The sequence below is a fragment of the Microbacterium sp. ABRD28 genome, from assembly GCF_003850245.1.
Taxonomy (GTDB): domain Bacteria; phylum Actinomycetota; class Actinomycetes; order Actinomycetales; family Microbacteriaceae; genus Microbacterium.
This window is the reverse complement of sequence record NZ_CP031015.1, coordinates 2,344,460-2,371,039: the sequence shown is the minus strand read 5'-3', so window position 1 is coordinate 2,371,039 and position 26,580 is coordinate 2,344,460. Positions and strand designations below refer to the sequence as shown.

The following is a 26,580-nucleotide window of genomic DNA, read 5'->3' as shown; positions in this document are numbered from 1 at the left end:
TCCCTCAGATCTAGCCTGGAGGGGTGCACAACCATCCCGAGCCCGCCGGCGGCTGGCGAAGCGCCTCCAGCCGCCGGCTCCTGGCGATCTCGCTCGGGATCACCGCCACCGTCATGGTGGTGCAGGTGGTCGGGGCGATCCTCTCCGGATCGCTCGCCCTCATCGCCGACGCGGCGCACATGTTCACCGACGCGGCGGGCCTGGTCATCGCTCTTTTCGCCGCCGTCGTCGCGGCCCGCCCTGCCACCGACCGACGCACCTACGGCTATCAGCGTGCCGAGGTGTTCGGGGCCCTCGCCAACGGCGTGATCCTCATCGTCCTTGCGGCGTGGGTCGGCATCGAGGCCGTCTCACGCCTGATCGCGCCCGCCGAGGTCGAGGTCGCAGGTGGCGTGATGCTCGTCGTCGCGGTGATCGGTCTCGTCGCCAACGGCGCCGCCATGTGGCTGCTGAGCGTCGCGCAGAAGACGAACCTCAACATCCGCGGTGCCTACCTCGAGGTGCTCGGCGACCTCCTGGGCTCGATCGCGGTGATCATCGCCGCGGTCGTGATCCTCGTGACCGGCTGGGCACCGGCCGATGCCCTCGCGTCCCTCGCGATCGCGGCGATGATCGTGCCGCGGGCGGTCACGCTCCTCCGCGAGGTCGCCTCGGTTCTCAGTGAAGCCGCCCCGCGGGGTATGGAGGTCCGCGACATCCGCGCCCACATCCTCGGCACACCAGGCGTCGTCGACGTGCACGACGTCCATGTGTGGCAGCTCACCCGCGGTGCGCCGGTCTTCAGCGCGCACGTGGTCGTGTCGTCGGACGTCATCACGGCGGGCCGGTCCGACGCCGTGCTCCGCGATCTGCAGGGCTGCCTCTCCGAGCACTTCGACGTCGCCCACTCGACTTTCCAGGTCGAAGGCGCCGGGCATATCGAGCACGACGCCCACGCCTGATCAGTCCTCGCGGACGACCTCGTCGGCATGCTTGTCGGGACGAAGTCCTCGCCAGCGCGAGTGACGCAGGATGCCCGTCGGGGTGAACTCGCCGAACTCGACCTCGCCCACCAGCTCGGGACGAACCCACTGCACCCCTCGGGTGTCGGCGGCGGGGACGCCCACGAGAGGGTTCCGATCCGCGGCGAGGGGGGTCAGCCGTTCCTGGAGAGCTCGGAGCTCCCGATCGGTGAAGCCCGTTCCCACACGCCCCGCGTAGCGCAGACCTTCGTCGCCCGGGATGCCGAGGAGGAGTGAACCGAAGGTGTGGGCCCGGCCGCCCTGACCTGGCCGGATCCCCGCGATGACGACCTCCTGGGTGCGGGTCAGCTTGACCTTCAGCCATGACTCCGACCGCGCCCCGCGCCGGTAGGGCGACGCCGGGTCCTTGACCACGACGCCCTCGAGCCGGAGCTGTCGGCTGGTCTGGAGGGCGATGTCGACATCCTCGAACACCGGCGGCGTCACGATGGCCGGAATGGATGACGCGGCCAGTCGCTCCAGCATCGCTCGCCGCTGCCGCAGAGGCAGCGCGGAGACATCCTTCCCCTCGACGACGAGCACGTCGAACAGGTAGTAGTGCACGGGGGTGCGGGCCGCCTCGCGCGCGATGTCCCCCTCGCGCAAAAGGTTCATCCGGGTCTGGAGGAGGGGGAAGCTCGGACGGCCGTGATCGAGAGCGACGAGCTCGCCGTCGACGATCGCCGGACTCTCGCCGAGGGCGGCGTCCACCCCGCTGATCTCGGGGTAGCGCGCTGTCAGCTCGTTGCCGCTGCGGGCCCAGAGTCGTAGGCGGCGACCGTCCCAGACGCCGATCGCGCGGATGCCGTCCCACTTTGCCTCCGCCCACGCCGGAGAGCCCCAGCGCAGGGCGTCGGAGCGTGCGCGGACCGGGGTGGCCGACGTCGAGAGCATGGGGGCGAGGTCGCGTGCGCGGGGCGGCCACGCTGCGTCGGGCGCAGCGGCGAGGAGGGCGTCGAGGTCGGGCTCGCTCGCATCGGGCTCATGCTCCGGCTCGGCGGGGGGCGAGGAGGCCGTGGGGGGCGATGCCGTGACCGGCTTCGCATCGGCTTGGGGCCTCCCCGCGGCATCCGTCTTCATGCGATGGAGGAGCCAGGAGGACTTCTCGCCCTGACCCTCCGTGCGGATCAGGGCGAGCCGCACCCGACCGAGCGGACCGCCGGGGCGGCCCTCGGCGGTGAAGATGATCTCGTCATCGCGCCACTTCTCGAGTTCGTAGTGGCCGGTGTCCCAGATCGTCATGGTGCCGGCCCCGTACTGGCCGGCGGGGATGGTGCCCTCGAAGGTCGCGTACTCCATGGGGTGATCCTCGGTCATGACCGCGAGGGTGTTGCGGGCGGTCGAGTGCGGGATGCCGCGGGGCACCGCCCAGCTCACCAGCACGCCGTCGCGTTCGAGGCGCAGATCCCAGTGCAGGCGCGAGGCGTGATGCTCCTGGACCACGAATGTCGGGAGCCCGTCGGGAGTCGTCCGATGCGCGGCCGGCGCCGAGGGCACGGGCTCAGGAGTGGCGCCGGCGGTGCGCTTGGCGATATAGGCGGTGAGCGGCGCGACCCCGCCGTCGCGGGTGCCCGGCGCGGCGTCGCGATCGAGCGCGGCGAGGGGGTCGCCGATCTCTTCGACCCGGTCGAGGACCTCGTCGAATCGGAGATGACGCAGCTGCGGATCGTCCAGCTCGGCCCACGTGCGCGGCGTCGCCACCGTCGGCCGGGGTCGACCACGCAGGGAATAGGGCGCGATGGTCGTCTTCGAACCGTTGTTCTGACTCCAGTCGATCAGCACCCGCCCGTCGCGGACGGCCTTCTTCATGCTGCTGACCACGAGGTCGGGGTGATCGGCTTCGATCGATCGGGCGAGTTCGCGGGCGAGGCGCGACGCGCCGTCGCTCGTCTGGCCGGGGGGGAGGGCGCAGTAGAGCTGCAGTCCCTTGCTGCCGCTTGTCACCGGATAGGGTTCGAGCCCCATCGGGGAGAGGATGTCGCGGGCCCATCGCGCCACCTCCGCGCACTCGGCGAGGCCGGCACCGGGACCGGGGTCGAGGTCGAGAACCAGACGGTCTGCGTCGCCGCGCTCGCCGTCGACCGTGAAGCGCCACTGCGGCACGTGCAGCTCGAGGCTGGCGACCTGCGCGAGGTAGACCAGGGTGGGGAGGTCCTCGACGAGCGGGTACTCCTTGGTGCCGCTGGAGTGGGGAATGGGCATTCGGGGCACCCACTCGGGGGCCCCGGGCTCGAGGTCTTTCGCGAAGAACGACATCTCGGGGTGCGCGTCGGTTCCCACGCCCTCCGGCCAGCGCTTCCGGGTCACCGGCCTCCCGGCCACGTGGGGGAGCAGGACGGGTGCGATGCGGGTGTAGTACGCGATGACCTCGCCCTTGGTGGTGCCCGTCTCGGGATAGAGCACCTTGTCGAGGTTCGTCAGGCGCAGCCGGCGGCCGCCGATGCGGACCAGTTGCTCATCGCCGGGCATGGGGCAAGGGTAGCCGTGAGCGGTGTGACAGGTGTTCACTGGTGTGATGAGGTCGATCTGGAAGGGCGCGCTGACGTTCGGGCTGGTCAACGTGCCGGTCAAGGTGTATTCGGCCACGGAGGATCACGACGTGTCCCTCCATCAGGTGCACAACAAAGACGGCGGACGCATCCGCTACCAGCGCGTGTGCGAGATCGACGGCGAGGTCGTGCCCTACAGCGACATCGACCGGGCCTACGACGACGGACAGCAGACCGTCATCCTCACCAAGGACGACTTCGACGCGCTGCCCGCCGAGAAGAGCCGAGAGATCGACGTCGTCGAGTTCGTGCCGAGCGACCAGGTCGACCCGCTGCTGTTCGACAAGGCGTACTACCTCGAGCCCGACTCCGCCTCGCCGAAGGCGTACGTGCTGCTGCGTCGAACGCTGGAGCAGACCGATCGCACCGCGATCGTGCGGTTCTCGCTGCGGCAGAAGACCCGGCTCGCCGCGCTGCGCGTGCGCGGAGACGTGCTCGTGCTGCAGACGCTGCTGTGGTCGGACGAGGTGCGCGAGGCGACGTTCCCGTCGCTGGAGGAGGACGTGAAGATCTCGGGCAAAGAGCTCGAGCTGTCGGCCGCCCTTGTGGACAGCTTCGCAAGCGACTTCGACCCGACCGAGTTCACCGACGACTATCAGGAGGAGCTGCGCACCCTCATCAAGGCCAAAATCGAACAGGGCGACGCGATCGACACGGCCGAGACGTTCGGCACCGAGGATGAGGGTGAGGGCGGCGGTGAGGTCATCGACCTGATGGAGGCGCTGCGCGCGAGCGTGGAGCGCTCGCGTGCGGCACGGTCGGGGAAGAAGGATGACGCCGAGTCCGGCACGGCGAGCGGCTCGGCCGCATCGGGCGCGTCGAAGGGGCCCGCGAAGAAGAAGGCCCCTCGGAAGAAGACCGCCAAAGCGTCGTAGCGCCGCGCGCCGTCACGCTTCGCGCGTGCGCATCCCCTCCAGCAGCGCATCTCGCAGCGACGCGGGAAGGGTGGGCGGGATGTCGGGCTCGACGCCGAGGGCGTGCAGCGACCGGCTGTAGAAGTTTCGCGCCGCGGCGGCGAAGGCGATGTCGACGATCTCGCGATCGCTGAACCCGAGCCGCTGCAGCTCAGCGGCATCCTCCGGCGTCATGGACGCAGAATCCCCGCTCAGCCTCTCGGCGAAGTGCGACGGCCTCGGGGTTGAGGGCGGTGACCCTGGTATGGGGCGTCACGGAGCCGAGACTCTCGCGATCGTCCGCGTACAGCGTGGCGGCGGCGCCTTCGACCACGGCCTCGGCGGACGTGCGGATGACGGACATGCGCCGAGGGTACGCCCGGCGCCCCGCTCCCGGAAGAGCGGTCGCCGGGCGGCTCTCAGACCTCGGGAGTCGTGCCTGGGCGGTGCTCGGGCCCGCGCTGGAAGACGTCGGGGTCGAGCACGAGCTGGCGTGCCTCGACGGCGTCGGTGTCGGTGTCCTCGCCCGCCGCCGCGGCCTTCTTCGCCTTGCGGCGCTCGGCGAGGTAGTGCCAGACGATGAAGATCACCGTGCCGCCGACCGCCACGAGCAGGATGACGTCGATGTAGTCGGTCACGAACTGTCCGACACCGGGGATGAATCCGATGCCGTAGCCGATCATCGTCAGACCGAAGCCCCAGATGACCGCTCCGATGAAGTTGTACAGGGTGTAGCGGTGCCACGGCATGTGGCCGACGCCGGCCGCCACGGGTGCGAAGGTGCGGACGATCGGCACGAAGCGGGCCAGGATGATCGTGAGTCCGCCCCACCGCTCGAAGAACGCGTTGGTGCGCTCGACGTTGCGTCGGCTGAAGACGCCGGATTCCTTTCGTTCGAACACCGCGGGACCGCCCTTGTGCCCGATGAGATAACCGACTTCACCGCCGACGAACGCGGCGAGTCCGATCAGGAGCGCCACCCACCAGGCGCTGATGCCGAAGACGCCGTTGGGGGCCACCTCGGAGGGATGCGAGAGCAGGCCCGCCATGATCAGCAGCGTGTCACCCGGGAGAAGGAACCCCACCAGGAGGCCGGTCTCGGCGAACACGATGAAGCAGACCACGGCGAGGGCCCAGGGGCCGGCCGCGGCGATGATCGCGGCGGGATCGAGCCAGGGGATGAGAGCGGTGGGAACGGTGTACACGTGAGTCCCGTCGGGTCGCGGCGGCAGGGGACGCACCTCGCCGGAGAACGAACGGGATGCGCGTGCGGAAGGTGGGACTTGAACCCACACGCCCGGAGGCACAGGAACCTAAATCCTGCGTGTCTGCCAGTTTCACCACTCCCGCGGGTGGGATCAGTCTAGGCGAGCGGTTCCCACGGGAGCATGGGGATAACCCGAGAGCTCCGACCGTCGGATCAGCGTTTGATGCCGAAGAGGAAGTAGGCCGCCGGCCCGATCCAGTTGACGAGGATGACGGGTATCCATACGGGCTTGGGTCCGGTGACCTGCCGGCTGTCTCGATGGGCGAGGTCCCAGAATGCCAGGAACGCGAATGCGGCCTGCACGATGCCGAGGAGCCCGAGGGTCACGCGGACGGTGGGGGCCACGGTGGTGGCCGCCGCAGCGCCTTGGGCTGCACCCTTCAGCACGGTCGAACGGTCGGAAGGTTCACTCGGTGTGATCACAGGAGCACTCTCTCATCTCGGCGTGGCAGGGTCCATACCCGTCCCGCGCTGCCGAGCGGGAGGAAGATGCGGGATGGGGGAGGGCTTGAGCCGGCCGTTGTCGATGGGTGACTTCCACAGCACTCGATGTCCGTCCGACGCAGGATTAGGAGTCGGGTTCGGGAATCTCCTCCCCGTGATGAGCGTGGGAGTGATGCGGAGGAAATCGAACTTCGGCACCGGATTCCACGACACCAGGTCGACAGCCCCGGTCTGTTCGATCTCATCGTCGGCGTCCATCCGTCGCACGCGCCCCTCCATGACGACGCTCCACCAGTGCGCCCGGTCCGAACCGTCCAGCTCGAAGGTGACGAGGGAGGTGTGCAGCAGGTTCTCCAGTTTCGTCCCCGGTGTCGAGCGGACGATGAGGGTGTCTTCGAAGACGAGGTAGTTCATCGGGAACACCAGCGGAGCCCGCTCCCGCTGAGGAAAAGCGAACCGCCCGAGTGACTGACGACGGATGAGCAGCCAGCATTCGTCCGCGGACAGTTCCCGCACGCCGAGCGAAGCCGGCGTCGGCGGGGCAGGCGCCGCGCGACGCAGGTAGGGATTGGGCGCCCCTTCCGCCGCGGTCATGCTCCCGCCCTTCACCCGTCGCCTCAGGCTCGCCGCGACACGGTCATCGCTGCGCACTCTGCTGCACGTTCGCCGCGTCGACGGAGGCGGGCGTGACGCGGGGGTGGACGACGAGGACCGGGCAGTGCGCGTGCTCGGCGCAGGCGGCGCTGACCGAGCCGAGGAGGAGACCGGCGAACCCGCCGAGGCCTCGACTGCCCAGGACGAGCATCGCGGCCGATCGGCTGAGGTCGATGAGTGTGGGGGCGGCTGCGCCGGCGAGGACCCGCCTCCCGAGCTGCGTCGGAGGGTTCTCACCGAAGGCCCGCCGGATGGCGTCGTCGAGGATCGTCGTGGCGTCGTCCTTCGGCGACCACGCGGAGACGAACGCCGGGTCGCTGTAGGGCGGGTAACTCCAGGTGATGACGGCGTCGAGGGGGGCGTGGAGGGCCTCTGCCAGGCGAGACGCGTAGCGCAAGGCTTCGATCGACGACGGTGAGCCGTCGACCGCCGCAATGATCAGGTCGTGTTCGCGGTCTGTCGCCATCTCGCCAGCCTGATGGGCGAGGACGGAAGCGGGCGGGACCAACGTCACACCGGCTGGTCGAAGCGGGCTGTGGATAACATCCGCCGACGATCGCTGCGCTTTTGCAAGGATGCTCCGGTGACTTCCCCCGCCCGTCTCGACGACGCATCGACCACGGTCGTCGTGGCTCGCGTTCGTGATCGGCTGCGCGCGCAGAGCGCGGATCCGACGAAGGACCCGGATGCGGCGGCGCGGATCGCCGCCGACGAGGTTCGGCGTCACAACGACTACGCCCTCGCCCGGGGTCTGGCCACCATCGATGACGAATCCGGCGCCGTCCGCGAGGTCGTCGCGCAGGTCACCGGCTACGGCCCCCTGCAGGCCTACCTCGACGACCCCGGGGTCGAGGAGCTGTGGATCAACGCTCCTGACCGCGTGTATGTCGCACGAGGAGGGGTGCCCGAGCGGGTTCCGCTCCACCTCACGGACACGGCGGTGCGAGACCTGGTGGAGCGGATGCTGCACGCGACCGGCCGCAGGGTCGACCTCAGCCAGCCATTCGTCGACGCGTCGCTCCCCGACGGCAGTCGCCTGCACGTGGTCATCCCCGACATCACGCGGCGGCACTGGGCCGTCAACATCCGGAAGTTCCTCCCGGCCTACCGCGATCTGAACGCGCTGGTCGAGGTCGGTTCCCTCGCGCCTCACGCGGCGGATCTGCTCCGGCGAGCGATGGATGAGGGGCGGAGCGTCCTGGTGTCGGGCGCCACCCACGCCGGCAAGACGACGCTGCTCGGCGCGCTGGTCGCCGCGAGCCCCCGGGCGCACCGCATCGTGACGGTGGAGGAGACATTCGAGCTGGCGGTGTCGGCTCCCGATCTCGTGGCCATGCAGGGTCGACAGCCGAGCCTGGAGGGAACGGGCGAGGTGACGCTGCGCAGACTCGTCAAGGAGGCTCTGCGGATGCGCCCCGACCGCATCGTCGTCGGTGAGGTGCGCGACGCCGAGGCGCTGGACCTGCTCCTCGCACTCAACACCGGCGTGCCGGGCGCGGCGACCATTCACGCGAACTCCGCGCCCGAGGCGTTGGTGAAGCTCTCGACGCTGCCGCTTCTCGCCGGCCGCAACATCGATGCGGCGTTCGTGGTCCCCGCGGTCGCCCAGGGCGTGGACCTCGTCGTCCACTGCGAGCGTGCGGTGGACGGGCGCCGCCGCGTCGGAGAGATCGTGGAACCCACCGGTGTCCGCGACGGTGTCATCGAGTCACGCGTCCTCTACCGCGCGGGGGAGCGATGACGCTCCTCTGGGGCGGCGTGCTGGCCGCCGGCATCCTGCTCGCACTGTCGCCCTGGCTCTGGCCCGCCACCGGTGAGAAGCGACCGGCCGTCTCCACGGCAGTGGGCGGCCGGATGACGCAGCTCCTGCGGGAGGCCGGGCTGGCGCGCGTCACTCCACTCGCCCTCGTCGTCGTCGCGGTCCTGCTCGCCGTCGTCGTCGCCGCGTCGGTCTTCCTCCTCACCGCCGTGCTGCCCCTCGCGCTGGTGGCCTTGGCCGGGGCCGCGGTCGCCCCCTACTGGTGGGTGCGGGCCCGGCGCGACCGGATGAGGAAGAACCGGCGATCGCTCTGGCCGGATGTCTGCGACCTCCTCGTCGCGTCGGTGCGGGCGGGCATGTCGCTTCCCGACGCGGTGGCGAGTCTGGCCGAGTCTGCTCCGCTCGCCCTCCGTCCGAACTTCCGCGGATTCGCCCGCGATCTGGCGGCATCCGGGCACTTCGACTCGGCGATCCTCGCCCTCAAGAACAACCTCGCCGACCCCGTGGCGGATCGGGTCGTCGAAACCCTGCGGATGGCCCGTCAGGTCGGTGGCACCGAGCTGAGCACGGTCCTTCGCGCGCTTTCGGCGTCGGTGCGCTCCGACGCGGCGATTCGCGCGGAGGTGGACGCGCGCCAGTCCTGGATCCGCGGGGCTGCGGTCCTCGGTGCCGCCGCTCCCTGGGTGATCCTGGCCCTCCTGGCGCTGCGTCCTGAGGGGGCTGCCGCCTATGCGACCGCGGAGGGCATGGTGCTGATCGTCGGCGGTGCGGTGGTGTCGGTGGTCGCGTTCCGCATCATGCTGCGCATCGGTCGCCTCCCCGAGGCCCGGAGGTGGGCGCGATGACCACTCTCACCCTGACCGACGCGTCCCTGGCGGTGGTGCTCGGCGTCGCCCTGGGAGCCGGCATCCTGCTCCTTCTCTCTCGCGGTCCGCGCTGGCGATCGGCCCCCCTCAGCCAGCGGATCGCCCCGTACATCCGCGACATCACCGATCCGATCGGCGCCACGCCCCTCACCACGGGCTTCGGTGACGATCTGGCGGCGATCTGGCAACGGACGCAGAACACGATCGCCGCGCGTCTGGCCGGTTCGGCCTCGGTCGAGCGGCGCCTCCGCCAGGCGGCGTGGACGATCGACATCGCCGCCTTTCGCGGACGCCAGCTCGGATTCGCCCTCGCCGGCCTCACCGTCGGCGCCGTGCTCGTCGTCGTGCTCATGCTCACCGGCCGCGGATCGCCCGCGGCGGTCCTTCTTCCTCCGCTCTTCGCGACGGCCGGGGCGCTCGCCTGCGACCTGCAGCTCTCACGCGCCGCTCGGCAGCGACGCGCCCGCATCGAGGAGGAACTCCCCACGGTGCTCGAGTTCCTCGCGCTGTGTCTGTCTGCCGGTGAAGGCATCCTCGACGCGCTGCGTCGCGTGGGCGACCTGTCGGGCGGTGATATGACCGTCGAGCTGCGCGGTGCGGTCGTCGCGGTGGGAACCGGGTCATCGCTCTCGGACGCCCTCACCGATCTGGCGGCGCGGGTGGATTCCCCGGCGGTGTCACGCGCGGTCGATCACCTCGCGGCCGCGATCGACCGCGGTGCGCCGCTGGCCCAGGTGCTCCACGCCCAGGCACTGGATGCCCGCGAGGACGCCAAACGTGCCCTCATCGAACGCGCGGGGCGCAACGAGATCGCCATGCTCGTGCCGCTGGTCTTCCTGATCCTGCCGCTGAGCGTGCTCTTCGCCGTGTTCCCCGGCATCTTCCTGCTGCGGCTGGGGATCGGATGACCCGTACCCGCCTCCGCACCCGGCACGACAGGGCCCGGAGGCCCCGACGAAAGGAGAACGGCATGCGCCAGTTCGTGAGCCGAAACTGGACCCGCGCGCGGACCGCGTTCGGCGACGTGGTCGCCGATGACCGCGGCGACGTGCCCGGCTGGGTGCTCATCACCCTGATGACCGCCGGATTGGTCGTGGTGATCTGGGCCCTCGCCGGTCCGGCCCTGGCGGGACTGTTCGAGCAGGCCATCGAACGCGTCTCGGGCTTCTGAGGTGCTCGCGGCGGCGCGCGCCCTGGGTCGTCTGATCCGGTCGCCGGAAGCGGATGCCGGTGACGAGCGCGGCTCCGCACCGGTGGAGTTCGTCCTGGTCGGCGTGATGCTGACCGCGCTCACGCTGGGCGTCCTGCAACTCGGACTCGGCATCTACGTCCGCAACGTCATCCATGACGCGGCTGTCGAGGGCGCCTATCACGCCGCTCTCGCCGACACGTCGCTCCTCGACGGTGCAGACCGTACGTCGCAGATCGTCCGGCGCACCGTCGGCTCCGCGTACGCCGACGGTGTCGTCGTCACCGAGACGGCCTCCTTCGGCTACCCGGCCGTGGAGGTCACCGTGCGGGCACCTCTTCCCGTGATCGGTCTGGTCGGTCTTCCCGGCATGATGGAGGTGAGAGCCCATGCGCCCGTCGAGTCGTTCGACTGAGGCGAGGGACCCCGCCGGCCTCGCCGACGACCCCGACGACCGCGGCTCGGCCGCCCTGGAGTTCATCGTCGTCGGACTGCTCCTCCTCGTTCCGCTCATCTACGTCGTCGTGTCCCTCGGGCTCATCCAAGGGAAGGCGCTCGGGGTGGAAGCCGGCGCCCGCCACGTGGCGCGCGCTGTGGCGGGTGCGAGCGACGCCGCCGATGCCGACCGGCGCGCCGAGCGCGTCCTCGCCTCGGTCGCGGGGGAGTACGGCATCGACCCCGATCGCCTGGACCTCTCGCTCGAGTGCGCTCCGGCGGGCGGTGCCTGCCCGCGGGCGGGTGCGACCCTGCTCGTGGGCGTGCGCACCACCGTCGCCCTCCCGCTGGTGCCGCCGGTGTTCGGTCTGGACCGCATCGCCGTCATTCCGGTGGAGGCGACAGCCGCGCAGCGCGTCTCCCGATTCTGGGAGGCCGGATGACGCGTCGACGCCGCGGAGGCACCGCCGCGTCGGACGACACCGGCAGCGTGCTGCTCCTCACCCTCGGGTATGCGGTCCTCGCGCTCGTGGTCGTCCTTGTGTGTGTCGACGCCACGAGTCTCTACCTCGCTCAGAAGCGGGTCGATGCGGCGGCTGATGCCGCGGCACTCGCAGGCGCGGACGGTTTCGAATTGGTGGTCGATGCCGGTCAACCGCGTGCCCTCCTGACCGACGACGACGTCGGGGAACTCGCCGTCGCCCTCGTCGAACAGTGGGGCGACGATCTGCGGGTCACCGCCGCGGGCACGCCCGACGGAACATCCGCCCGGGTGACGGTCGCGGGCACGTGGCGCCCGCCGATCGCAACGCTCTTCGTCCCCGACGGCGTGGCGCTGGAGGCCACGGCGACCAGCCGGACCGCGCTGCGATGATCGCCGCAGACCGACGCGGTCAGACGGCGAGCCCGATCGCGAGCGCGACGACCGCGATCAGCGGCGGCACAGCCTGGATGGCGGCGGGTCGAAGCATCCGCCGGTTCGACAGGACCAGCACGAGGCCCGCGGCAACCATCGACCCGGTCGCCACGAACACCAGCGTCGCGCCGACCGCGGTGACGCCGGCTGCGACGAGCACGATGCCGAGGAGAGCCGAAACGGCGAGGAAGAGGTTGTAGAACCCCTGGTTGAAGGCCATCGCCCTCGTCGTCTGCGCCTCCTCGAGGCTGCGGACGCCGAAGGTCTTGCGGGTGCGGCTGCTCGTCCAGGTCAGCGACTCCGACACGAAGATGTAGACGTGGATGAGCGCAGCGATCGCTGCGAAGACGAGCCCGACGACGATCATGCTCCGAGCGTACGCCCGGCCCTTTCTCCGTCAGGGGCGCGGCACGAACCGCGGCACCCACCGGGCGAAGGCTCCCGCGCCGACGAATCCGACGACACCGATCACGGCCGCCGCGACCGACAGCGATGCCGCCGCCGCGATCGCCGACACGGCGAGGGGCGCGAGTGCACCCCCGGCATCGGTCAGCGTGCGCCAGGAGCCGAGGAAAGGCGCGGGATCGTCGGGGGGCGCGGCGTCGGCGCCGAGGGTCAGGAGGATGCCGCTGGAGAGTCCGTTGCCGACCCCCAGCACGGCGCCGAACATCGCGAACCACATATCGGCCGAGGCGAGGTCGTGGGTGAGCGCCAACGCCAGGAAGCCCGCCCCCATGAGGATCATCGCCGGCAGCGCCGCCCACAGCCGGCCGAACCGGTCCATCACCTGGCCGCTGGCGTAGAAGAGCGCGAAATCGATGGCGCCCCACACTCCCACCACGAGGGCGATCGTCTGCGCATCCAGCCCGATGGAGACGCCCCAGAGCGGCAGCACGACCTGCCGGGCCGATCGGACGGCGGAGAGGGATGCGGCGGCCACGCCCAGCCGCGAGAGCACCGCGCGGTAGCGCCACATCGTGCGGAAGACGCCCTCGCGTGGCCGATGTCGACCGAGGACGGGAACCGATCCCGTGGCGACCGGCTCGCCCGTGTCGCTTTCACCATTCCCGGTTCCCCGCTCACCGGACGCCGTACGCGCGGCTTCGCTTCGATCCGGCTCGGCGATCAGGACCTGCTCGGGATCGGGGCCGAAGAGGACGAGCGTGATGACCGCGGCGAGGCAGGCGCCGAAGAACCAGATGCTCGCCGTCTCGTCCCCGAAGAGGGCGAGAAGACCCGCCGACAGGAAAGGGCCCAGGAACATCCCGAGCCGGAAGGTGCCCCCCAGGAGCGACAGCGCCCGCGCACGGAAGGACAGCGGCACGCGTGTGGTCATGAAGGAGTGGCGGGCGAGTCCGAACGCTGCGGCGCAGAAGCCGATGAGGAAGACCGATGCGGCGAACACCCCGAGCCCCGGTGCGAACACCATGCCCACCACGCCGAGTAGAGAGAGCACACCGGCGATCGCCATGGTGAACCGTTCGCCGATGCGCGCGACGGCGTATCCCGCGGGGATGTTGCCGCACAGCTGGCCGACGACGAGGGCCGAGGCAACCAGTGCTGCCGAGGCGATGTCGGCGCCCAGCCGCGCAGCGATCACGGGGATGAGCGGCAGGATCGCCCCCTCCCCGACGGCGAAGAGGAGAGTCGGGCCGTAGATCATCGGCGCGAAGCGGCCGAGCACTGCCGCCGCGCCGGGGGAGCGGGGCGGGAGATCTGACACGGTCATCCACGTTAGTCTGGAGTGTCATGCTCGAATTCGATCCGTCCGACGACATCAAGGCCCTCCGGTCCACGTTCTCCGACATCAAGGCCGTCGTCGACGTCGACGCCCTCGAGTCCGAGATCGCGCGCCTCAGTGAGGAAGCCGGCGCCCCCGACCTCTGGGACGACGTGGACAAGGCGCAGAAGGTCACCAGCGCCCTCAGCCACCGCCAGAGCGAGCTCAAGCGCATCTCCGACATCGAGCAGCGCCTCGACGATCTTGAGGTGCTCGTCGAACTCGCCAACGAGATGGAGGACGAAGACTCCGCTGAGGAGGCCCGTCACGAGATCGCCGAGCTCGAGGACGTCATCGGTCAGCTCGAGGTGCAGACGCTCCTCGACGGCGAGTACGACGACCGTTCCGCGGTGGTGACGATCCGATCCGGCGCGGGCGGCGACGACGCCACCGACTTCGCCGAAATGCTGATGCGCATGTACCTGCGGTGGGCCGAGCGCCACAAGTACCCCGTCAAGGTCATGGACACCTCCTACGCGGAGGGCGCCGGGATCAAATCGGCCACCTTCGAGATCGATGCGCCCTACGCCTACGGCACGTTGTCGGTCGAGGCGGGCACCCACCGCCTCGCGAGGATCAGTCCGTTCGGCGCCGCCGACAAGCGACAGACCTCCTTCGCCGCCGTCGAGGTGATCCCGGTGATGGAGGAGGCCGTCGAGGTCGACATCCCCGAGGGTGACATCCGGGTCGACGTCTTCCGCTCTTCCGGACCGGGCGGTCAGTCGGTGAACACCACCGACTCGGCGGTGCGCATCACCCACCTTCCGACCGGCATCGTCGTGTCGATGCAGAACGAGAAGTCGCAGATCCAGAACCGCGCGGCCGCGATGCGTGTGCTCCAGACGCGCCTGCTGCTGCTCAAGCGCGAGGAGGAGGCGGCGAAGAAGAAGGAGCTCGCGGGAACCATCACCGCCAGCTGGGGCGACCAGATGCGCTCGTACTTCCTGTACGGCCAGCAGCTGGTGAAAGACCTGCGCACCGGCCACGAGGTCGGCAACCCCGCGCCGGTGTTCGACGGTGACATCGACGGCTTCATCGCCGCCGGCATCCGCTGGCGCAAGCGCAAAGATGACGACGACTGACGGATGACGCCGCGCCGGGTGTCGCTCGGCGCCTCCGGCGCACCGCCGCTTAGGCTCGTCACGCCATGATCAGGTTCGAGAACGTCACGAAGCACTATCGCGGCACCTCCCGCCCCGCCCTGAACAAGGTCGACTTCGAGGTGCTCCGCGGCGAGTTCGTCTTCCTCGTCGGCGCGTCGGGCTCGGGCAAGTCCTCGTGCCTCCGGCTGATCCTGCGCGAAGACGTGCCGAGCGACGGGCGGGTGGTCGTGCTGGGCCGCGACGTGCGCACGCTCTCCAACCGCAAGGTCCCCTATTTCCGTCGCCACATCGGAGCGGTGTTCCAGGACTTCCGGCTGCTGCCGTCCAAGACGGTGTTCCAGAACGTGGCGTTCACCCTCCAGGTGATCGGGTCGTCGCGTGCGTTCATCCAGCAGGCGGTTCCCGAGGTGCTGGCGCTCGTGGGCCTCGCCGGCAAGGAGAAGCGGTTCCCGCACGAACTCTCCGGCGGTGAGCAGCAGCGCGTGGCGATCGCACGGGCGCTGGCGAATCGGCCGCAGGTGCTCCTCGCTGACGAGCCCACCGGAAATCTCGACCCCGCCACCTCCGTGGACATCATGCAATTGCTCGCCCGGATCAACGCCAACGGCACCACCGTGGTCATGGCCACCCACGAGGCGGGGTTCGTCGACCAGATGAAGCGACGCGTGATCGAGTTGAAGAACGGCGAGATGGTGCGCGACGAACGCCACGGCGGGTACGGCGACACCTCGGCGATTCCGAGCCTCGCTCCCGAGCCCGAGCGGGGGGCCGCCGCCGTCGCCGCCCTCACGGCCGTGCTCGAACTCCAGCGCGAGGCCGCAGCGATGGCCGGGACGAGTCTCCCGACCGAGTCGGGGGCACCACCGTGGGCAGGCGAGACCCGCGAGTCGGCTCCTGAGCCCGCGACGATTCCGGCCGGCGCGCAGGCTCAGCAGCCGGAACGGGCCCCCGCGCCGGGGTCTGCGACGCACGGCATCACGCGACCGCAGACGCAGCCGGTGCCCGTGCAGGACATCCCCGAAGTCGAAGTCGCCGAGCTCGGCGTCGCCGATCGTCTCGGGCTCGGTCGTCGCGACCGGGACGACGAAGTCGGACCGACCTCATGAGGGTCGGTCTGGTGTTGGCCGAGGCGTTCACGGGTCTTCGCCGGAACGCGTCGATGGTCATCTCGGTGGTGCTCGTCACGTTCGTCTCACTCACCTTCGTCGGCGCGGCGATCCTCATGCAGATGCAGATCGGCAAGATGGAGAACTTCTGGGCCGACCGGGCTCAGGTCGCGATCAGCATGTGCACGTCGGTGTCGACGCAGGAGGACACCTGTGCGGGCGGCGTCGCGACGGCCGAGCAGATCGCTGCGGTGCAGACGCAGCTGGACAGCCCGGCGATCGCCCCGCTCATCGATGAGGTGCGCTTCGAGAACCGCGACGAGGCCTACGCGAACGTCATCGACCTGCTCGGCGAGGACTACGCGAGCGTCATCACCCCCGATCAGCTGAACGAGACCTTCCGGATCAACCTCGTCGACCACCGCCGCTCAGACGTCATCATCGAGGCGTTCCAGGGCATGGAGGGAGTCGAAGTCGTCGAGGATCAGCTGCAGTACCTCGATCCGCTCTTCTCGGCGCTGACCGTCGCGACCTACATCGCGGTGGGGATCGCCGGGCTGATGCTCATCGCCGCGGTGCTCCTCATCGCCACCACGATCCGACTGTCGGCCTTCGCCCGGCGTCGCGAGCTCGGCATCATGCGCATGGTCGGAGCATCCAACCGCTTCATCCAGACCCCGTTCGTCCTCGAGGGTGTCTTCGCCGCCCTCATCGGCTCGATCCTGGCGAGCGTCACGGTCGTGCTGGGATTGCATTTCGGCGTCGAGGAGCTCCGCGGACGCGTGCAGTTCGTCACCACGTGGGTCGACGGCGGCGACGTCGCCGTCGTGATCCCCGTGATCGTCGCCATCGGCGTGGTCCTCGCCGCGCTCTCGGCGAGCTTCGCCATCCGCCGGTGGCTGCGGACCTGACCGCTTGCTAGACTGGCGGGCTGCCGTGCGCGATCCGAAGAACCGGATGCGGCTGTGCGGCCCTGAAGGAGGATGCAGCCATGGCACGCGAACGCGGTGAGAAGGTCATCGCGACGAACCGTCGCGCGCGCCACGACTACCTCATCGACAAGACCTACGAGGCGGGACTGGTCCTCACCGGCACCGAGGTGAAGTCGCTGCGTCAGGGACGAGCGAACCTCACCGACGGCTATGCCTACATCGACGGCGGTCAGGCCTTCCTCGACGCCGTCCACATCCCCGAGTACTCGCAGGGACATTGGACCAATCACGCCGCCAAGCGCACGCGGAAGCTCCTCCTGCACAAGGACGAGATCGTCAAGCTCTCGCACGCCGTCTCGGCAGGCGGGTACACGCTCGTCCCTCTGCGCCTGTACTTCTCCGACGGTCGCGCCAAGGTCGAGATCGCTGTGGCGAAGGGCAAACGGGAATTCGACAAGCGACAGACCCTGCGCGAGCGTCAGGACCGTCGCGAGGCGGAGCGGGCGATGCGCACCCGCAATCGTCTCGGCGACTGAGAAGCCACCAGGCTGACGCCCGCAGTCAACGGGCGACGAAGCGGGCGTCGACGGTGGCGCTGACGACGACATCGGCGGGCTGAAGCCGGATCTCGGCAGCGCCCGCATCACCGGCGAACGCCGCGCGCGCCATCAGGGGACGCATCGACTCGCCGCGCGCGCCACGATCATTGGTCAGCATCCCGGCATCCGCGATCTCGACGGCGGTGACATCCGACAGTCCGAGCGCGCGGGCATAGGCCGTCGCGCGCTCCACGGCGACGGTCACCGCCTCAGCGGCGACCGAGCGCTCCAGAGCCGCCCGCGTCAGAGGGGACAGCCGCCAGTCGACCCCCGTGAACTGCACGCCGTCGCGTTCGACGACCTCGCTCGCCCACGCGGACAGGGCGTCGAAATCGGTGAAGGTCGCCGACAGGTTCACCGTGGCGTGGAAGACGGGTGCCAGCCGCTTCCCCTCGGCGTTCCATGGCCGCTCCGACCACGCCGACACACTGTCGCTCGACCACTGCGCGACACGTCCTTCGGCGTGCGCGGACTCGAGCTCGTCGCGCAGCGGCGCGGTCCAGGCGGAGACCTCAGCGACCACACGTTCCCGGGTTGCGCCCTCGGCGCGCACCACCAGTGTGGCCACGGCCTCCTCAGGGGCCACCCGAGCCTCGTGCTCCCCGTGCACCGTCACCACGACCTCACTCATGAGGCCGACTCTACGACGCGGTGTCGGGAAAATCTCATGCCGGTGCATCCAAACGCCTCGGGTCTCGAGAAGTACTTCATGAAAGGCGGTGACCCTCACTGCCACTCACCCCAGGAGGATCTTCATGCGCAAGACCATGGTTGCCGGCCTTACGGTCGGCGTCGTCGCGGCACTGGGCCTCGCCCTTCCCGCGAACGCGAGCACGAGCGGCGAGGCTCAGCTTTCGGTGCTGCACGGCATCCCCGACACCCCCGTCGACGTCTACGTCAACGGCGAATTGACCCTCGACGACTTCCAGCCCGGTGACCTCGCCGGTCCGCTGGCACTTCCGGCGGACAGCTACGACATCGCGCTCACGGCGACCGACGCCGCAGACGCGAGCGAGCCGATCCTGTCGACGTCCGTGACGCTGGACGCCGGCGTGAACTACACCGCGACCGCCAACCTCAACGAGGCCGGCGAGCCCGCCCTCAACGCGTTCGTCAACGACACCGCGCAGACCGCTGCGGGAGAGGGTCGCCTGACGGTCCGTCACGTCGCCGCGGCACCCGCCGTCGACATCCTCGCCGGTGGCTCGCCGGTCGTCGAGGACCTGACGAACCCGAACGAGGCCACCCTCAACCTCCCGGCCGGCACCGTCTCGGCCGCGGTGGCTCTCGCGGGCACCACCGACCCGGTCATCGGCCCGGCAGACGTCAACGTCGCCGAGGGCACGCTGACCATTGTCTACGCGTGGGGCTCGGCTGAGGCCGGCAACCTCGCTCTCGCGGTGCAGACCATCGACGGTCTGCACGGTGGCCCCTCGGGTGGTGTCCCGTCGGGTGCCGGTGGTCAGCTGGCTGCGCAGGACACGCTCGTGCAGGGTGCGTGGCTTGCCGCCGGCCTTCTGGTCGCCTTCGGTGTCGCCGGCGGCACCGTCGTCGCCGTCCGCGCCCGCAGCGGCCGCTGATCGGCGAGGATAGAAGGATGATGAGGGCGAGGCGGGCAGCACCCCTGGCGGCACTGCTCGTCCTCGCCCTCACCGGCTGCGGCACTCCGGCCCAATCGGCCGGAGTGCAGCAGCCGGCCACCTCGCTTCCCGCGCCGGAGATCTCCGCTCAGGCGCCGACTCCCTCGGTGGAGATCCCCGTGGCACCGGCCACACCGGCGCCGGCCGCCGTCGTACCGGCACCGGTTCGAGTGTCGGTGGCCGACGCGGGGATCGACGTCCCGGTGATCCCGGTCGGCGTCGATGCCAACCAGGCGATGGAACTGCCGGAAGACCCCGCAGTGGCCGGGTGGTATCGCTTCGGCCCTGGTCCTCAGTCCCCGGAGGGTCGCGCTGTCATCTCCGCCCACGTGGACATGCCGGGATACGGGATCGGCCCCTTCAGCCGCATCCGGGATCTGGCGCAGGGAACGCTCATCGAGGTGACCGATGACACAGGGAACCTCACCCGTTACCGACTGGACTCGGTCACCTATTACAAGAAGGCGGACCTTCCTGTCGATGACTTGTTCGCCCGGTCCGGTTCCCCCATGCTGGTGCTCATCACCTGCGGTGGCGCGTTCGATGCGTCGATCGGCCGCTACGAGGACAACGTGGTGGCCCTCGCCACCCCCGTACAGGAGTGAGCGCCACCATGAGCATCGACAATTCGGCGGTATCACCGCCGGGAGCAGCTGACGAAGGGGTCGGTGAGCGGTTCCGAGACGGAGACGAACGGGCACTGGAGGAGATCTACCGGCGCTGGTCGCCGGTCGTGTTCACCCTGGCGCTGCGCTCGCTCGGAGACCGCAGCGACGCCGAAGACGTCACGCAGAAGACGTTCGTCTCCGCGTGGGGGTCCCGCGCGAGCTTCGACCCCGCGAAAGCGCGTGTGTCGACCTGGTTGATCGCCATCGCCCGCCGCCGGATCGCCGACACCCATGAGGCGCGCGCACGAATCGGCGCTCTGCAACGCGAGCTGGAGAGGTACGCCGAGCCCACGGGTCGTGACGCCCCCGAGGTCGACATCGGCGATACCATCCTTCTCGCCGATGAGATCAGCCGCTTGGAACCGGACGCCCAAGAGGTGGTCAAGTTGGCCTTCTACGACGATCTGACGCACCAGCAGATCGCCTCCCGCCTCGACATGCCGCTGGGCACCGTCAAGAGCCATATCCGTCGAAGTCTTACCCGTCTGCGATCCCGATTGGAGGTGAGCCATGCAGCATCTTGAGTCGCATCTCGATCCCGAAGTCCTGACGCTTCTTGCGATCGGGGAACCGGTGGCGACCCCCGCAGAACAGGATCACCTCAGCACCTGCCCTCGCTGCGCGGTGGAGCTGTCCGCTCTGACCCGCACCGTGGTGGCGGGTCGGTCCACCGTCCTGCTCGAAGACCTCGAAGCCCCGCCTGAGCGCGTCTGGTCACGGATCTCGGAGGAACTCGGATTCTCTGCTCCGGCGGCGATCTCCGACGCGGCGGCCACCTCGGAGATAGACCCTCGGGTCGAGACCGATCTCATGGACCCCACGGAGTCGGAAGCGGAGCGCGCATCGGGCGGTGCCCGCGGGGCATCGACGCCGCGTCGGCGGCGCAGCGGGCTCATCCGCGGGCTTTTCGTGCTGGCCGCCAGCGTGGCCGTCCTCGGCGTCGCTGTGGGGGGATGGGCTCTGACACGGCAGGCGACGGTGGTCGAGTTGGCCTCTGCCGAGCTGGCCGCCTTCCCCGACCACCCGGGTGCCGAGGGGTCCGCGGTGGTCGTCGAACGCGGAGACGAGACGGTCATCGAAGTGACCCTGGATGCCGATGTCGATCCCGACAGCAACCGCGAAGTGTGGCTGATCACCGAGGATGCCACCGAGATCGTCAGTCTCGGCATGCTCGAAGGGCAGACCGGCGAGTTCGTGGTGCCGGACACCATCGACCTTCGCGAGTTCGTGCTCGTGGATGTCTCCGACGAGCCGGTCGACGGGGATCCGACGCATTCCGGCGACTCGATCGTTCGCGGAGCGCTGGACTTCGCCTGACGTGGTGGCGGCGCCCCGGGAAGAGGCACCCGGTGCGTCGCCATCCCTTGCGGAATGGCGCGGCGTCGTCATCCGTTGTATCCTGATGTGCTCGGTCGAACATCGTCCGAGATGGCAATTCCACAGTGTGACGGCGGCTCCCTCTCGAGGGGTCATGGGGATGATCGGTTTCGACATCGCCTGTGAATCTGCGGGAAGCGGGCCGAGGATGCAGAGTTATCTCGTTAACGATCTCTGCGAACCAATAAGTGCCGAACCTAAGCGCACTGAGTTCACCCTCGCTGCCTAAGCGAGCCTGAACTCCGTCAGACCGTAGGTGTTCCCGCTACGGATTCTGGCGTCATCTAGGGGACTTGCTGTGTGATGGCGCCTGGACGTCACACGGGACTCTTCCCAGGCTGGGCCTGTCGACTTAGGTGTCTGTGACAAAGGTCGGGGCCGAGCAGAACGTCTGCACAGACTGCGCCCGGAGAAGACGCAGTATCCCAGCGATGGACGGGGGTTCGATTCCCCCCATCTCCACCAGTGCCGCTGTCACACTGAAGGCCCGAGTCCCGCGATCCCTGCGGGGCTCGGGCCTTTCGGAGGCTCGGGTCGGCGGTCGCCCTCTTCAGCAACCCGACCCAGGCGCTCATCTTCGCCATCGCCTATCTCATCTACATCCAGCTCGAGTCGTACGTCATCAGCCCGCGGGTGATGAATCGGGCCATTTCCGTTCCTGCGGCGCTCGTTCTGATCGGTGCGCTCGTCGGGGGGACGCTCATGGGCGTGATCGGCGTGCTCGTCGCCCTTCCGATCATGGCGTCGATCCCGCTCATCATCCGCGAGATCGTGGTGCCTCGCCAGAACACCAAGGTGTGAGGTGGACCAGCAGACCCCGGGATCAGTGGTCCGAATCCTCGAGGACGAACGTCACCTCCAGGACCACCTGGAAAGCCACGATGCCTCCTTCGCGTACCTCGACGGTCTGCTCCTTGACCCATGCGCCGCTGACGTGACGCAACGTCGCAGCAGCCCGCTCGACACCTCCCCGCACAGCATCTTCGAAGCTCAGCTCCGACCGGGAGCTCAGCGTGGTGATCTTCGCGACCTGGGACATGTCCGCCTCCTGGGTTCTGATCGGTTGCGAGCCCAACCTCAGCGCCTGCGTCGTCGCCGGGGGGACGTTCGTCCCATCGGCAGATGGCACGGCGACGGAGGGTGTGGACATGTGCCCTGCTTCCCCGGAGGACGACGCCGCCGGGGCGGGGGGGAGCGACGGAGGCCTTCTCGCTCCGTGTCCGCTGTGTCGCCGGCGCGCGAGCGCGTGGGAGCTCGACCTGCGCGAGGTGGATCCGGCGCTCGAGGGGACGCGCGAGGTGCTGTCGACGCTCGCGAACGGCTACCTCGCCACCCGCGGCGCGGCTGCCGACCGCCGGTTCGAGCCGTGGTGGTATCCGGGCACCTACGTCGCCGGCGTGTTCGACCGGGCCACCACGGTCACCGCCGGGCGCATCCGCGTCGATGAGAGCATCGTCCGGCTTCCGGATTGGCTGTCGCTGACCGTTTCTCCGGATGCCGCGACGGGTGCGCCGACGGTGGAGCACGACCATCGCCTTCTCGACATGCGCCGTGGGGTGCTCATCCGGGAGGCCAGAGTGCGCGGACCCGACGGTTTCGCTGCGTCGATCCGTCAGGAACGTTGGGTTTCGCTGCGCCACCCCCACCGCGCGCGGCTTCTCACCCGTGTCACACCGCACGGATGGAGTGGTGTGCTGCGGATCGATTCGGGGATCCATGCCGCGGTGACCAACGACGGAGTCGCGTCCTTCACCGGTCTGGAGAACCGGCACCTCGATGTGCCTCTCACCGGAACCGAGGGGGGCGATGCCTGGGTCATGGTCCGGACGAGACAGTCCCGCATCGACGTCGCACTGGCCACGAGGACCTCCGTCGATCTCGACGCCGTGAGGTGGGGCAGGAGCGACCGCAACCGGGCAGCCCTGGCGATCGACGTGGTCGGAGACGACGGTCAGGCGATCCGGATCGACAAGTCCGTCGCGGTGTTCACATCACGCGATCACGCGATCTCCGAGCCGCTGACCGCCGCTCGTCGGGAGTTGGACGAGATGTCATCCGCGCAGCGGGACGCCCGTGAGCATCGAGGCGAATGGCGCCACGTCTGGCGTCAGCTGCGCCTGCGTGTGACCCTGAACGCCCCGCACGCGGGGGAGCAGGAGGCCGCACGTCGAGAGATCCGTCTGCACCTGTTCCACGTCGCCCAGAGTCTGTCGAGGCACACGGCCGACGCCGACGTGGGGGTGCCCGCTCGAGGGCTGCATGGCGAGGCCTACCGGGGACATGTCTTCTGGGACGAACTGTTCGTCTTCCCGGTGTTGAACCTGCGCATGCCGGAGCTCACGCGCGCTCTGCTCATGTACCGATACCGACGACTTCCCGAGGCGCGTCGCCGGGCCCGAGAACTGGGTTTCGAGGGAGCGCTCTTCCCCTGGCAGAGCGGGAGCGACGGACGGGAGGAGACGGCGCCGGCCAACTTCAACCCGCACTCGGGCCGGTGGGTGCCCGATCACTCCTGGCGGCAGCACCACGTCAACCTCGCCGTCGGCTACAACGTGTGGCAGTTCTACCAGGTGTCGGGGGACCGGAACTTCCTCGCCTCCTACGGGGCGGAGATGCTGGTGGACATCGCCCGGTTCTGGGTATCACGGGTCGAGGAGGATCCCCGGTCGGGACGGTTTCATCTTCGTCGGATGATGGGACCCGACGAATTCCACGACGGGTATCCCGACCGTCCCGGGGAGGGGATCGACGACAACGCCTACGTGGCGGTCATGACCTCGTGGCTGCTGCGCGCCGTCCTGCGCGCGCACGCCGTGCTCGGCGCGCGCGATGACGACCAGTGGGAGCATCTGGGCGTCACCGAACAGGAACTCCAGCGTTGGGACACGGTCAGTCGCCGCCTGTTCGTGCCGTTCCTCGACGATGGGATGCTCGCGCAATTCGACGGCTACGGTGCGCTTCCCGACCTCGATCTCGACGCCTACCGGCGCAGGTACGGCGATATCAGCCGGCTGGATCTCCTTCTGGAGGCCGAGGGGGACTCGGCCAATCGCTACCGCGTGTCCAAGCAGGCTGATGTCCTCATGCTCTTCTACGTCCTGAGCGCCGAGGAGTTGACCGAGATCCTGGATCGCCTCGGCTACGCCTTCGACCCCCGCTCGATCCCCGCCACGATCGCGCACTACCTCGCCCGCACCACCCACGGGTCTTCGCTCAGCCGTGTCGTGCACGCGTGGGTGCAGGTGCGAGGAGATCGACACGCATCCTGGCATCTCCTGCGCGACGCGCTGGGGGCCGACATCCGTGACATCCACCCCGGCACCACCCGCGAGGGCATCCATCTGGGAGCGATGGCGGCGACGGTGGACATCCTGCAGCGATGCTATTTCGGCGTCCAGGTGCGTGACGACGTCCTCATCCTTCATCCGCAGCTGCCCGATGCGATCTCACGGCTGTCCACTCGCCTGCGCTACCGAGGCCACCGGCTCGAGCTGGCCGCGACCCACGCAGCGCTGGAACTGCGAGCGCACGGCGGCTCGCCGGAGCCGGTGACGATCCTCATCGACGACGCACGTCGCACCCTCGTCCCCGGGGAGAGCATCACGGTGCGGCGCGCGCGGCCGGGCGCGGGCCCCGCCGAGCCTCCCGCCTAGCTCTACACGTCGGCTCTCGTCGTCAGACCGCGTCGAACCAGACCGTGGTCTCTCCGGGGAGCAGACCGTGCGCGACCGGCTCGGAAGAGAGGACGGGACCGATGGCCGTGGGCAGAGGAAAGGGTTCGGTGCCGAAGTTCGTGATCACGGTCCACCCGTTGGGTCGTCGGTAGTGAAGCACATCATCACGCCCCGTTTCGATCCACTCCAGACTCTCGGTCGTCTGCAGGCGTCGCCGCGCGGCGAGGGCGTCGCGGTAGAGGCTGAGCGTCGATGCCGGGTCGTCCGTCTGCTCCGACGCGGCCGATCGCGCGAACCAGGCGGGCTGCGGGAGATGCGGAGAGCTGCCGCCGAACCCGAACGCCGGTTCGGCCGCAGACCAGGGCAGGGGGACGCGGCATCCGTCCCGGCCGATGTCCTCGCCGGGGCTGCGGAAGAAGGTGGGGTCCTGTCTCTGGGCAACGGGGATGTCGGCCACCTCGTGCAGTCCCAGTTCCTCGCCCTGATAGATGTAGGCCGAGCCGGGGAGCCCGAGGACGAAGAGGATCGCCGCCCGTGCCCGGCGCAGTCCCCGGTCCCGGTCGAGCTCGGGCGTGCGGCCGCCGGAGAGCAGCCACTCGTTGCCGTGCTTCCGCACCGGTCGACCGTCCTGTCCGCGTTCGGCGTCGGGGAGGCCATAGCGCGTCGCGTGTCGGACGACATCGTGATTGGAGAGCACCCAGGTGGTCGACGAGCCCGACTCCGCCGCCAGCAGCAGGTTGGAGCCGACGATCCGACGGAATTGCCCCGCGTTGAAATCGGCCTCGAGCAGATCGAAGTTGAACGCCTGACCGAGGCTCTCGGCGCGGGCGTAGAGCGGGATGCGTGCCGGGTCGACCCAGGCCTCGGCGACGGCCGTGCGGGGCGGATCGTACGAGTCGAACACCGCGCGCCACTCGGCGTACACATCGTGCACGTCATCGCGGTCGATCAGGGGGTGCTGGCCGTCCCGGGGGAGTGCCTCCAGTTCCGTCCGGGAGGGCAGCGGCTCGGTGAGGTCCTTCGTGAGCATGTGCGCGACGTCGATGCGGAACCCGTCGACGCCCCGGTCGGCCCAGAAGCGCAGCGTGCGTACGAAGTCGGCACGGACGTCGGGATTGTCCCAGTTGAGGTCGGGCTGTTCCACGGCGAAGTTGTGGAAGTACCACTGGCCGTCGGCGACACGTTCCCAGGCCGGGCCGCCGAAGACCGAGACCCAGTCGGTCGGCGGCTCGGACCCGTCAGGCCCGGTGCCGTCGCGGAAGATGTAGCGATCCCGTGCCGCCGAACCGCGCCCGGCGGCGAGGGCCTCTTGGAACCAGGCATGCTGGTCGGAGGTGTGGTTCGGCACGATGTCGACCACGATGCGGATGCCCGCCGCGTGAAGCGCCTCTACGAGCCGATCGAAATCGTCGAGGGTTCCCAGTCGCGGATCGACATCCCGGTAGTCGGCGACGTCGTATCCGCCGTCGGCGAGCTCGGAGGGGTAGAACGGACTCAGCCAGATCGCGTCGACGCCGAGCTCGCGCAGGTGGTCGACACGCGAGAGGATGCCGCGCAGGTCACCGATGCCGTCGCCGTCGGCGTCGGCGAAGCTGCGGGGATAGACCTGGTACACCACGGCCTGGCGCCACCACTCGGGCAGCTCGATCTCGTGCGGGTCGGCGGTCTGGAGGGCGGAGGTGCCGGCGGATGTCACGGGGACGGGTTTCCTTTCAGGTGATCGGTTCG

30 protein-coding genes, 1 tRNA gene, 1 other RNA gene and 1 pseudogene are annotated in these 26,580 nt (G+C 69.4%); 20 read left to right on the top strand and 13 right to left on the bottom strand.

What is annotated here, in order from left to right:
- Positions 1–23: 23 nt before the first annotated feature.
- Positions 24–941 (top strand): cation diffusion facilitator family transporter, encoded by a 918-nt coding sequence (locus tag DT073_RS11485; RefSeq protein ID WP_124293507.1) that lies wholly within the window; start codon positions 24–26, stop codon positions 939–941.
- On the opposite strand, the gene DT073_RS11480 is transcribed toward DT073_RS11485, so the two are convergent.
- Positions 942–3,470, bottom strand: coding sequence for an ATP-dependent DNA ligase (locus DT073_RS11480; RefSeq protein ID WP_124293506.1), 2,529 nt, complete (start codon positions 3,468–3,470; stop codon positions 942–944).
- A gap of 46 nt (positions 3,471–3,516) precedes the next feature.
- On the opposite strand from DT073_RS11480, the gene ku reads away from it, so the two are divergent.
- Positions 3,517–4,425: a non-homologous end joining protein Ku gene (gene ku / locus DT073_RS11475; protein ID WP_124293505.1), complete on the top strand. Its 909-nt coding sequence runs from the start codon at positions 3,517–3,519 to the stop codon at positions 4,423–4,425.
- Between the two features lie 12 nt (positions 4,426–4,437).
- Here ku and DT073_RS16075 read toward each other — a convergent pair whose 3' ends face one another.
- The 7 genes from DT073_RS16075 to DT073_RS11445 form a co-directional block, all read right to left on the bottom strand.
- Positions 4,438–4,638, bottom strand: coding sequence for a carboxymuconolactone decarboxylase family protein (locus DT073_RS16075; protein ID WP_240638589.1), 201 nt, complete (start codon positions 4,636–4,638; stop codon positions 4,438–4,440).
- Positions 4,616–4,807 (bottom strand): hypothetical protein, encoded by a 192-nt coding sequence (locus DT073_RS16070; protein WP_240638588.1) that lies wholly within the window; start codon positions 4,805–4,807, stop codon positions 4,616–4,618. Before DT073_RS16070 ends, DT073_RS16075 begins: the two co-directional genes overlap by 23 nt.
- A 55-nt stretch (positions 4,808–4,862) precedes the next feature.
- Entirely contained in the window at positions 4,863–5,648 is a 786-nt protein-coding gene (locus DT073_RS11465) for a DedA family protein (RefSeq protein ID WP_124293504.1), read from the bottom strand.
- Between the two features lie 63 nt (positions 5,649–5,711).
- A tRNA-Leu gene (locus DT073_RS11460) sits at positions 5,712–5,793 on the bottom strand.
- Positions 5,794–5,863: 70 nt separating this feature from the next.
- The gene (locus tag DT073_RS11455; protein WP_240638587.1) at positions 5,864–6,133 is read right to left on the bottom strand and encodes a PLDc N-terminal domain-containing protein; all 270 of its coding nucleotides are present in this window, start codon (positions 6,131–6,133) and stop codon (positions 5,864–5,866) included.
- 12 nt (positions 6,134–6,145) lie between these two features.
- On the bottom strand, positions 6,146–6,748 hold the full coding sequence (locus DT073_RS11450) for a pyridoxamine 5'-phosphate oxidase family protein (RefSeq protein WP_124293503.1): 603 nt from the start codon (positions 6,746–6,748) through the stop codon (positions 6,146–6,148).
- A gap of 43 nt (positions 6,749–6,791) precedes the next feature.
- Complete coding sequence (locus DT073_RS11445; RefSeq protein ID WP_124293502.1) at positions 6,792–7,274, bottom strand: universal stress protein; 483 nt, start codon at positions 7,272–7,274, stop codon at positions 6,792–6,794.
- A 117-nt stretch (positions 7,275–7,391) separates the two neighbouring features.
- Here DT073_RS11445 and DT073_RS11440 point away from each other — a divergent pair, with 117 nt between their 5' ends.
- The 7 genes from DT073_RS11440 (at position 7,392) to DT073_RS11410 (ending at position 11,931) form a co-directional block, all read left to right on the top strand.
- On the top strand, positions 7,392–8,549 hold the full coding sequence (locus DT073_RS11440) for a TadA family conjugal transfer-associated ATPase (RefSeq protein WP_240638586.1): 1,158 nt from the start codon (positions 7,392–7,394) through the stop codon (positions 8,547–8,549).
- Positions 8,546–9,412 (top strand): type II secretion system F family protein, encoded by an 867-nt coding sequence (locus DT073_RS11435; RefSeq protein ID WP_124293501.1) that lies wholly within the window; start codon positions 8,546–8,548, stop codon positions 9,410–9,412. Before DT073_RS11440 ends, DT073_RS11435 begins: the two co-directional genes overlap by 4 nt.
- Positions 9,409–10,341: a type II secretion system F family protein gene (locus DT073_RS11430; protein WP_124293500.1), complete on the top strand. Its 933-nt coding sequence runs from the start codon at positions 9,409–9,411 to the stop codon at positions 10,339–10,341. The genes DT073_RS11435 and DT073_RS11430 overlap by 4 nt, the downstream gene beginning before the upstream one ends.
- A 62-nt stretch (positions 10,342–10,403) precedes the next feature.
- A complete protein-coding gene (locus tag DT073_RS11425; RefSeq protein WP_124293499.1) occupies positions 10,404–10,604 on the top strand; it encodes a hypothetical protein in 201 nt (66 codons plus the stop codon).
- A 1-nt stretch (position 10,605) separates the two neighbouring features.
- Positions 10,606–11,037, top strand: coding sequence for a TadE/TadG family type IV pilus assembly protein (locus tag DT073_RS11420; RefSeq protein WP_276310432.1), 432 nt, complete (start codon positions 10,606–10,608; stop codon positions 11,035–11,037).
- Positions 11,012–11,500 (top strand): TadE family protein, encoded by a 489-nt coding sequence (locus DT073_RS11415; protein ID WP_124293498.1) that lies wholly within the window; start codon positions 11,012–11,014, stop codon positions 11,498–11,500. Before DT073_RS11420 ends, DT073_RS11415 begins: the two co-directional genes overlap by 26 nt.
- Complete coding sequence (locus DT073_RS11410; protein WP_124293497.1) at positions 11,497–11,931, top strand: pilus assembly protein TadG-related protein; 435 nt, start codon at positions 11,497–11,499, stop codon at positions 11,929–11,931. Before DT073_RS11415 ends, DT073_RS11410 begins: the two co-directional genes overlap by 4 nt.
- Before the next feature lie 19 nt (positions 11,932–11,950).
- On the opposite strand, the gene DT073_RS11405 is transcribed toward DT073_RS11410, so the two are convergent.
- Positions 11,951–12,340: a DUF1304 domain-containing protein gene (locus DT073_RS11405; RefSeq protein ID WP_124293496.1), complete on the bottom strand. Its 390-nt coding sequence runs from the start codon at positions 12,338–12,340 to the stop codon at positions 11,951–11,953.
- A 30-nt stretch (positions 12,341–12,370) separates the two neighbouring features.
- Positions 12,371–13,702 (bottom strand): MFS transporter, encoded by a 1,332-nt coding sequence (locus tag DT073_RS11400; RefSeq protein ID WP_205782932.1) that lies wholly within the window; start codon positions 13,700–13,702, stop codon positions 12,371–12,373.
- A 20-nt stretch (positions 13,703–13,722) separates the two neighbouring features.
- Here DT073_RS11400 and prfB point away from each other — a divergent pair, with 20 nt between their 5' ends.
- From prfB to smpB, 4 genes are all read left to right on the top strand, one after another.
- A complete protein-coding gene (gene prfB / locus DT073_RS11395) occupies positions 13,723–14,835 on the top strand; it encodes a peptide chain release factor 2 (protein WP_124293495.1) in 1,113 nt (370 codons plus the stop codon).
- 65 nt (positions 14,836–14,900) lie between these two features.
- Entirely contained in the window at positions 14,901–15,962 is a 1,062-nt protein-coding gene (gene ftsE, locus DT073_RS11390; RefSeq protein ID WP_124293494.1) for a cell division ATP-binding protein FtsE, read from the top strand.
- Complete coding sequence (gene ftsX / locus DT073_RS11385) at positions 15,959–16,873, top strand: permease-like cell division protein FtsX (protein WP_124293493.1); 915 nt, start codon at positions 15,959–15,961, stop codon at positions 16,871–16,873. The genes ftsE and ftsX overlap by 4 nt, the downstream gene beginning before the upstream one ends.
- Before the next feature lie 80 nt (positions 16,874–16,953).
- Positions 16,954–17,430 (top strand): SsrA-binding protein SmpB, encoded by a 477-nt coding sequence (gene smpB, locus DT073_RS11380; RefSeq protein WP_124293492.1) that lies wholly within the window; start codon positions 16,954–16,956, stop codon positions 17,428–17,430.
- A gap of 25 nt (positions 17,431–17,455) precedes the next feature.
- Here the strand turns inward: smpB and DT073_RS11375 are convergent, their stop codons facing one another.
- Entirely contained in the window at positions 17,456–18,124 is a 669-nt protein-coding gene (locus tag DT073_RS11375) for an SIMPL domain-containing protein (protein WP_124293491.1), read from the bottom strand.
- Between the two features lie 124 nt (positions 18,125–18,248).
- Here DT073_RS11375 and DT073_RS11370 point away from each other — a divergent pair, with 124 nt between their 5' ends.
- The 6 genes and pseudogenes from DT073_RS11370 to DT073_RS11345 form a co-directional block, all read left to right on the top strand.
- Positions 18,249–19,073: a DUF4397 domain-containing protein gene (locus DT073_RS11370; protein WP_124293490.1), complete on the top strand. Its 825-nt coding sequence runs from the start codon at positions 18,249–18,251 to the stop codon at positions 19,071–19,073.
- A gap of 17 nt (positions 19,074–19,090) precedes the next feature.
- A complete protein-coding gene (locus tag DT073_RS11365) occupies positions 19,091–19,738 on the top strand; it encodes a class F sortase (RefSeq protein ID WP_240638585.1) in 648 nt (215 codons plus the stop codon).
- An 8-nt stretch (positions 19,739–19,746) separates the two neighbouring features.
- Positions 19,747–20,325 carry an RNA polymerase sigma factor gene (locus tag DT073_RS11360; RefSeq protein WP_124293489.1) on the top strand — a complete coding sequence of 193 codons (579 nt, stop codon included), beginning with the start codon at positions 19,747–19,749 and terminating at the stop codon, positions 20,323–20,325.
- Complete coding sequence (locus DT073_RS11355; RefSeq protein ID WP_124293488.1) at positions 20,312–21,118, top strand: anti-sigma factor; 807 nt, start codon at positions 20,312–20,314, stop codon at positions 21,116–21,118. The genes DT073_RS11360 and DT073_RS11355 overlap by 14 nt, the downstream gene beginning before the upstream one ends.
- 156 nt (positions 21,119–21,274) lie before the next feature.
- Positions 21,275–21,643, top strand: a transfer-messenger RNA (tmRNA) gene (gene ssrA / locus DT073_RS11350).
- Between the two features lie 84 nt (positions 21,644–21,727).
- A pseudogene (locus tag DT073_RS11345) lies at positions 21,728–21,979 on the top strand (AI-2E family transporter); the annotation flags it as partial.
- 22 nt (positions 21,980–22,001) lie between these two features.
- Here DT073_RS11345 and DT073_RS11340 read toward each other — a convergent pair.
- A complete protein-coding gene (locus DT073_RS11340; RefSeq protein WP_124293487.1) occupies positions 22,002–22,217 on the bottom strand; it encodes a dodecin family protein in 216 nt (71 codons plus the stop codon).
- Positions 22,218–22,326: 109 nt separating this feature from the next.
- Here DT073_RS11340 and DT073_RS11335 point away from each other — a divergent pair, with 109 nt between their 5' ends.
- Positions 22,327–24,831, top strand: a complete 2,505-nt coding sequence (locus DT073_RS11335) for a glycoside hydrolase family 65 protein (protein WP_164478183.1) — start codon at positions 22,327–22,329, stop codon at positions 24,829–24,831.
- Between the two features lie 22 nt (positions 24,832–24,853).
- On the opposite strand, the gene DT073_RS11330 is transcribed toward DT073_RS11335, so the two are convergent.
- A complete protein-coding gene (locus DT073_RS11330; RefSeq protein WP_124293485.1) occupies positions 24,854–26,548 on the bottom strand; it encodes a glycoside hydrolase family 13 protein in 1,695 nt (564 codons plus the stop codon).
- Positions 26,549–26,580: the final 32 nt, after the last annotated feature.

Coding starts and splice junctions, on each gene's coding strand:
- DT073_RS11355 (WP_124293488.1), top strand. CDS start 20,312: ATGCAGCATCTTGAGTCGCATCTCGATCCCGAAGTCCTGACGCTTCTT.
- DT073_RS11435 (WP_124293501.1), top strand. CDS start 8,546: ATGACGCTCCTCTGGGGCGGCGTGCTGGCCGCCGGCATCCTGCTCGCA.
- DT073_RS11365 (WP_240638585.1), top strand. CDS start 19,091: ATGATGAGGGCGAGGCGGGCAGCACCCCTGGCGGCACTGCTCGTCCTC.
- DT073_RS11400 (WP_205782932.1), bottom strand. CDS start 13,702: ATGACCGTGTCAGATCTCCCGCCCCGCTCCCCCGGCGCGGCGGCAGTG.
- DT073_RS11410 (WP_124293497.1), top strand. CDS start 11,497: ATGACGCGTCGACGCCGCGGAGGCACCGCCGCGTCGGACGACACCGGC.
- DT073_RS16075 (WP_240638589.1), bottom strand. CDS start 4,638: ATGACGCCGGAGGATGCCGCTGAGCTGCAGCGGCTCGGGTTCAGCGAT.
- DT073_RS11480 (WP_124293506.1), bottom strand. CDS start 3,470: ATGCCCGGCGATGAGCAACTGGTCCGCATCGGCGGCCGCCGGCTGCGC.
- DT073_RS11375 (WP_124293491.1), bottom strand. CDS start 18,124: ATGAGTGAGGTCGTGGTGACGGTGCACGGGGAGCACGAGGCTCGGGTG.
- DT073_RS11445 (WP_124293502.1), bottom strand. CDS start 7,274: ATGGCGACAGACCGCGAACACGACCTGATCATTGCGGCGGTCGACGGC.
- prfB (WP_124293495.1), top strand. CDS start 13,723: ATGCTCGAATTCGATCCGTCCGACGACATCAAGGCCCTCCGGTCCACG.
- DT073_RS11425 (WP_124293499.1), top strand. CDS start 10,404: ATGCGCCAGTTCGTGAGCCGAAACTGGACCCGCGCGCGGACCGCGTTC.
- DT073_RS11335 (WP_164478183.1), top strand. CDS start 22,327: ATGTGCCCTGCTTCCCCGGAGGACGACGCCGCCGGGGCGGGGGGGAGC.
- DT073_RS16070 (WP_240638588.1), bottom strand. CDS start 4,807: ATGTCCGTCATCCGCACGTCCGCCGAGGCCGTGGTCGAAGGCGCCGCC.
- ftsE (WP_124293494.1), top strand. CDS start 14,901: ATGATCAGGTTCGAGAACGTCACGAAGCACTATCGCGGCACCTCCCGC.
- DT073_RS11415 (WP_124293498.1), top strand. CDS start 11,012: ATGCGCCCGTCGAGTCGTTCGACTGAGGCGAGGGACCCCGCCGGCCTC.
- ku (WP_124293505.1), top strand. CDS start 3,517: ATGAGGTCGATCTGGAAGGGCGCGCTGACGTTCGGGCTGGTCAACGTG.
- DT073_RS11340 (WP_124293487.1), bottom strand. CDS start 22,217: ATGTCCCAGGTCGCGAAGATCACCACGCTGAGCTCCCGGTCGGAGCTG.
- smpB (WP_124293492.1), top strand. CDS start 16,954: ATGGCACGCGAACGCGGTGAGAAGGTCATCGCGACGAACCGTCGCGCG.
- DT073_RS11370 (WP_124293490.1), top strand. CDS start 18,249: ATGCGCAAGACCATGGTTGCCGGCCTTACGGTCGGCGTCGTCGCGGCA.
- DT073_RS11450 (WP_124293503.1), bottom strand. CDS start 6,748: ATGACCGCGGCGGAAGGGGCGCCCAATCCCTACCTGCGTCGCGCGGCG.
- DT073_RS11430 (WP_124293500.1), top strand. CDS start 9,409: ATGACCACTCTCACCCTGACCGACGCGTCCCTGGCGGTGGTGCTCGGC.
- DT073_RS11405 (WP_124293496.1), bottom strand. CDS start 12,340: ATGATCGTCGTCGGGCTCGTCTTCGCAGCGATCGCTGCGCTCATCCAC.
- ftsX (WP_124293493.1), top strand. CDS start 15,959: ATGAGGGTCGGTCTGGTGTTGGCCGAGGCGTTCACGGGTCTTCGCCGG.
- DT073_RS11360 (WP_124293489.1), top strand. CDS start 19,747: ATGAGCATCGACAATTCGGCGGTATCACCGCCGGGAGCAGCTGACGAA.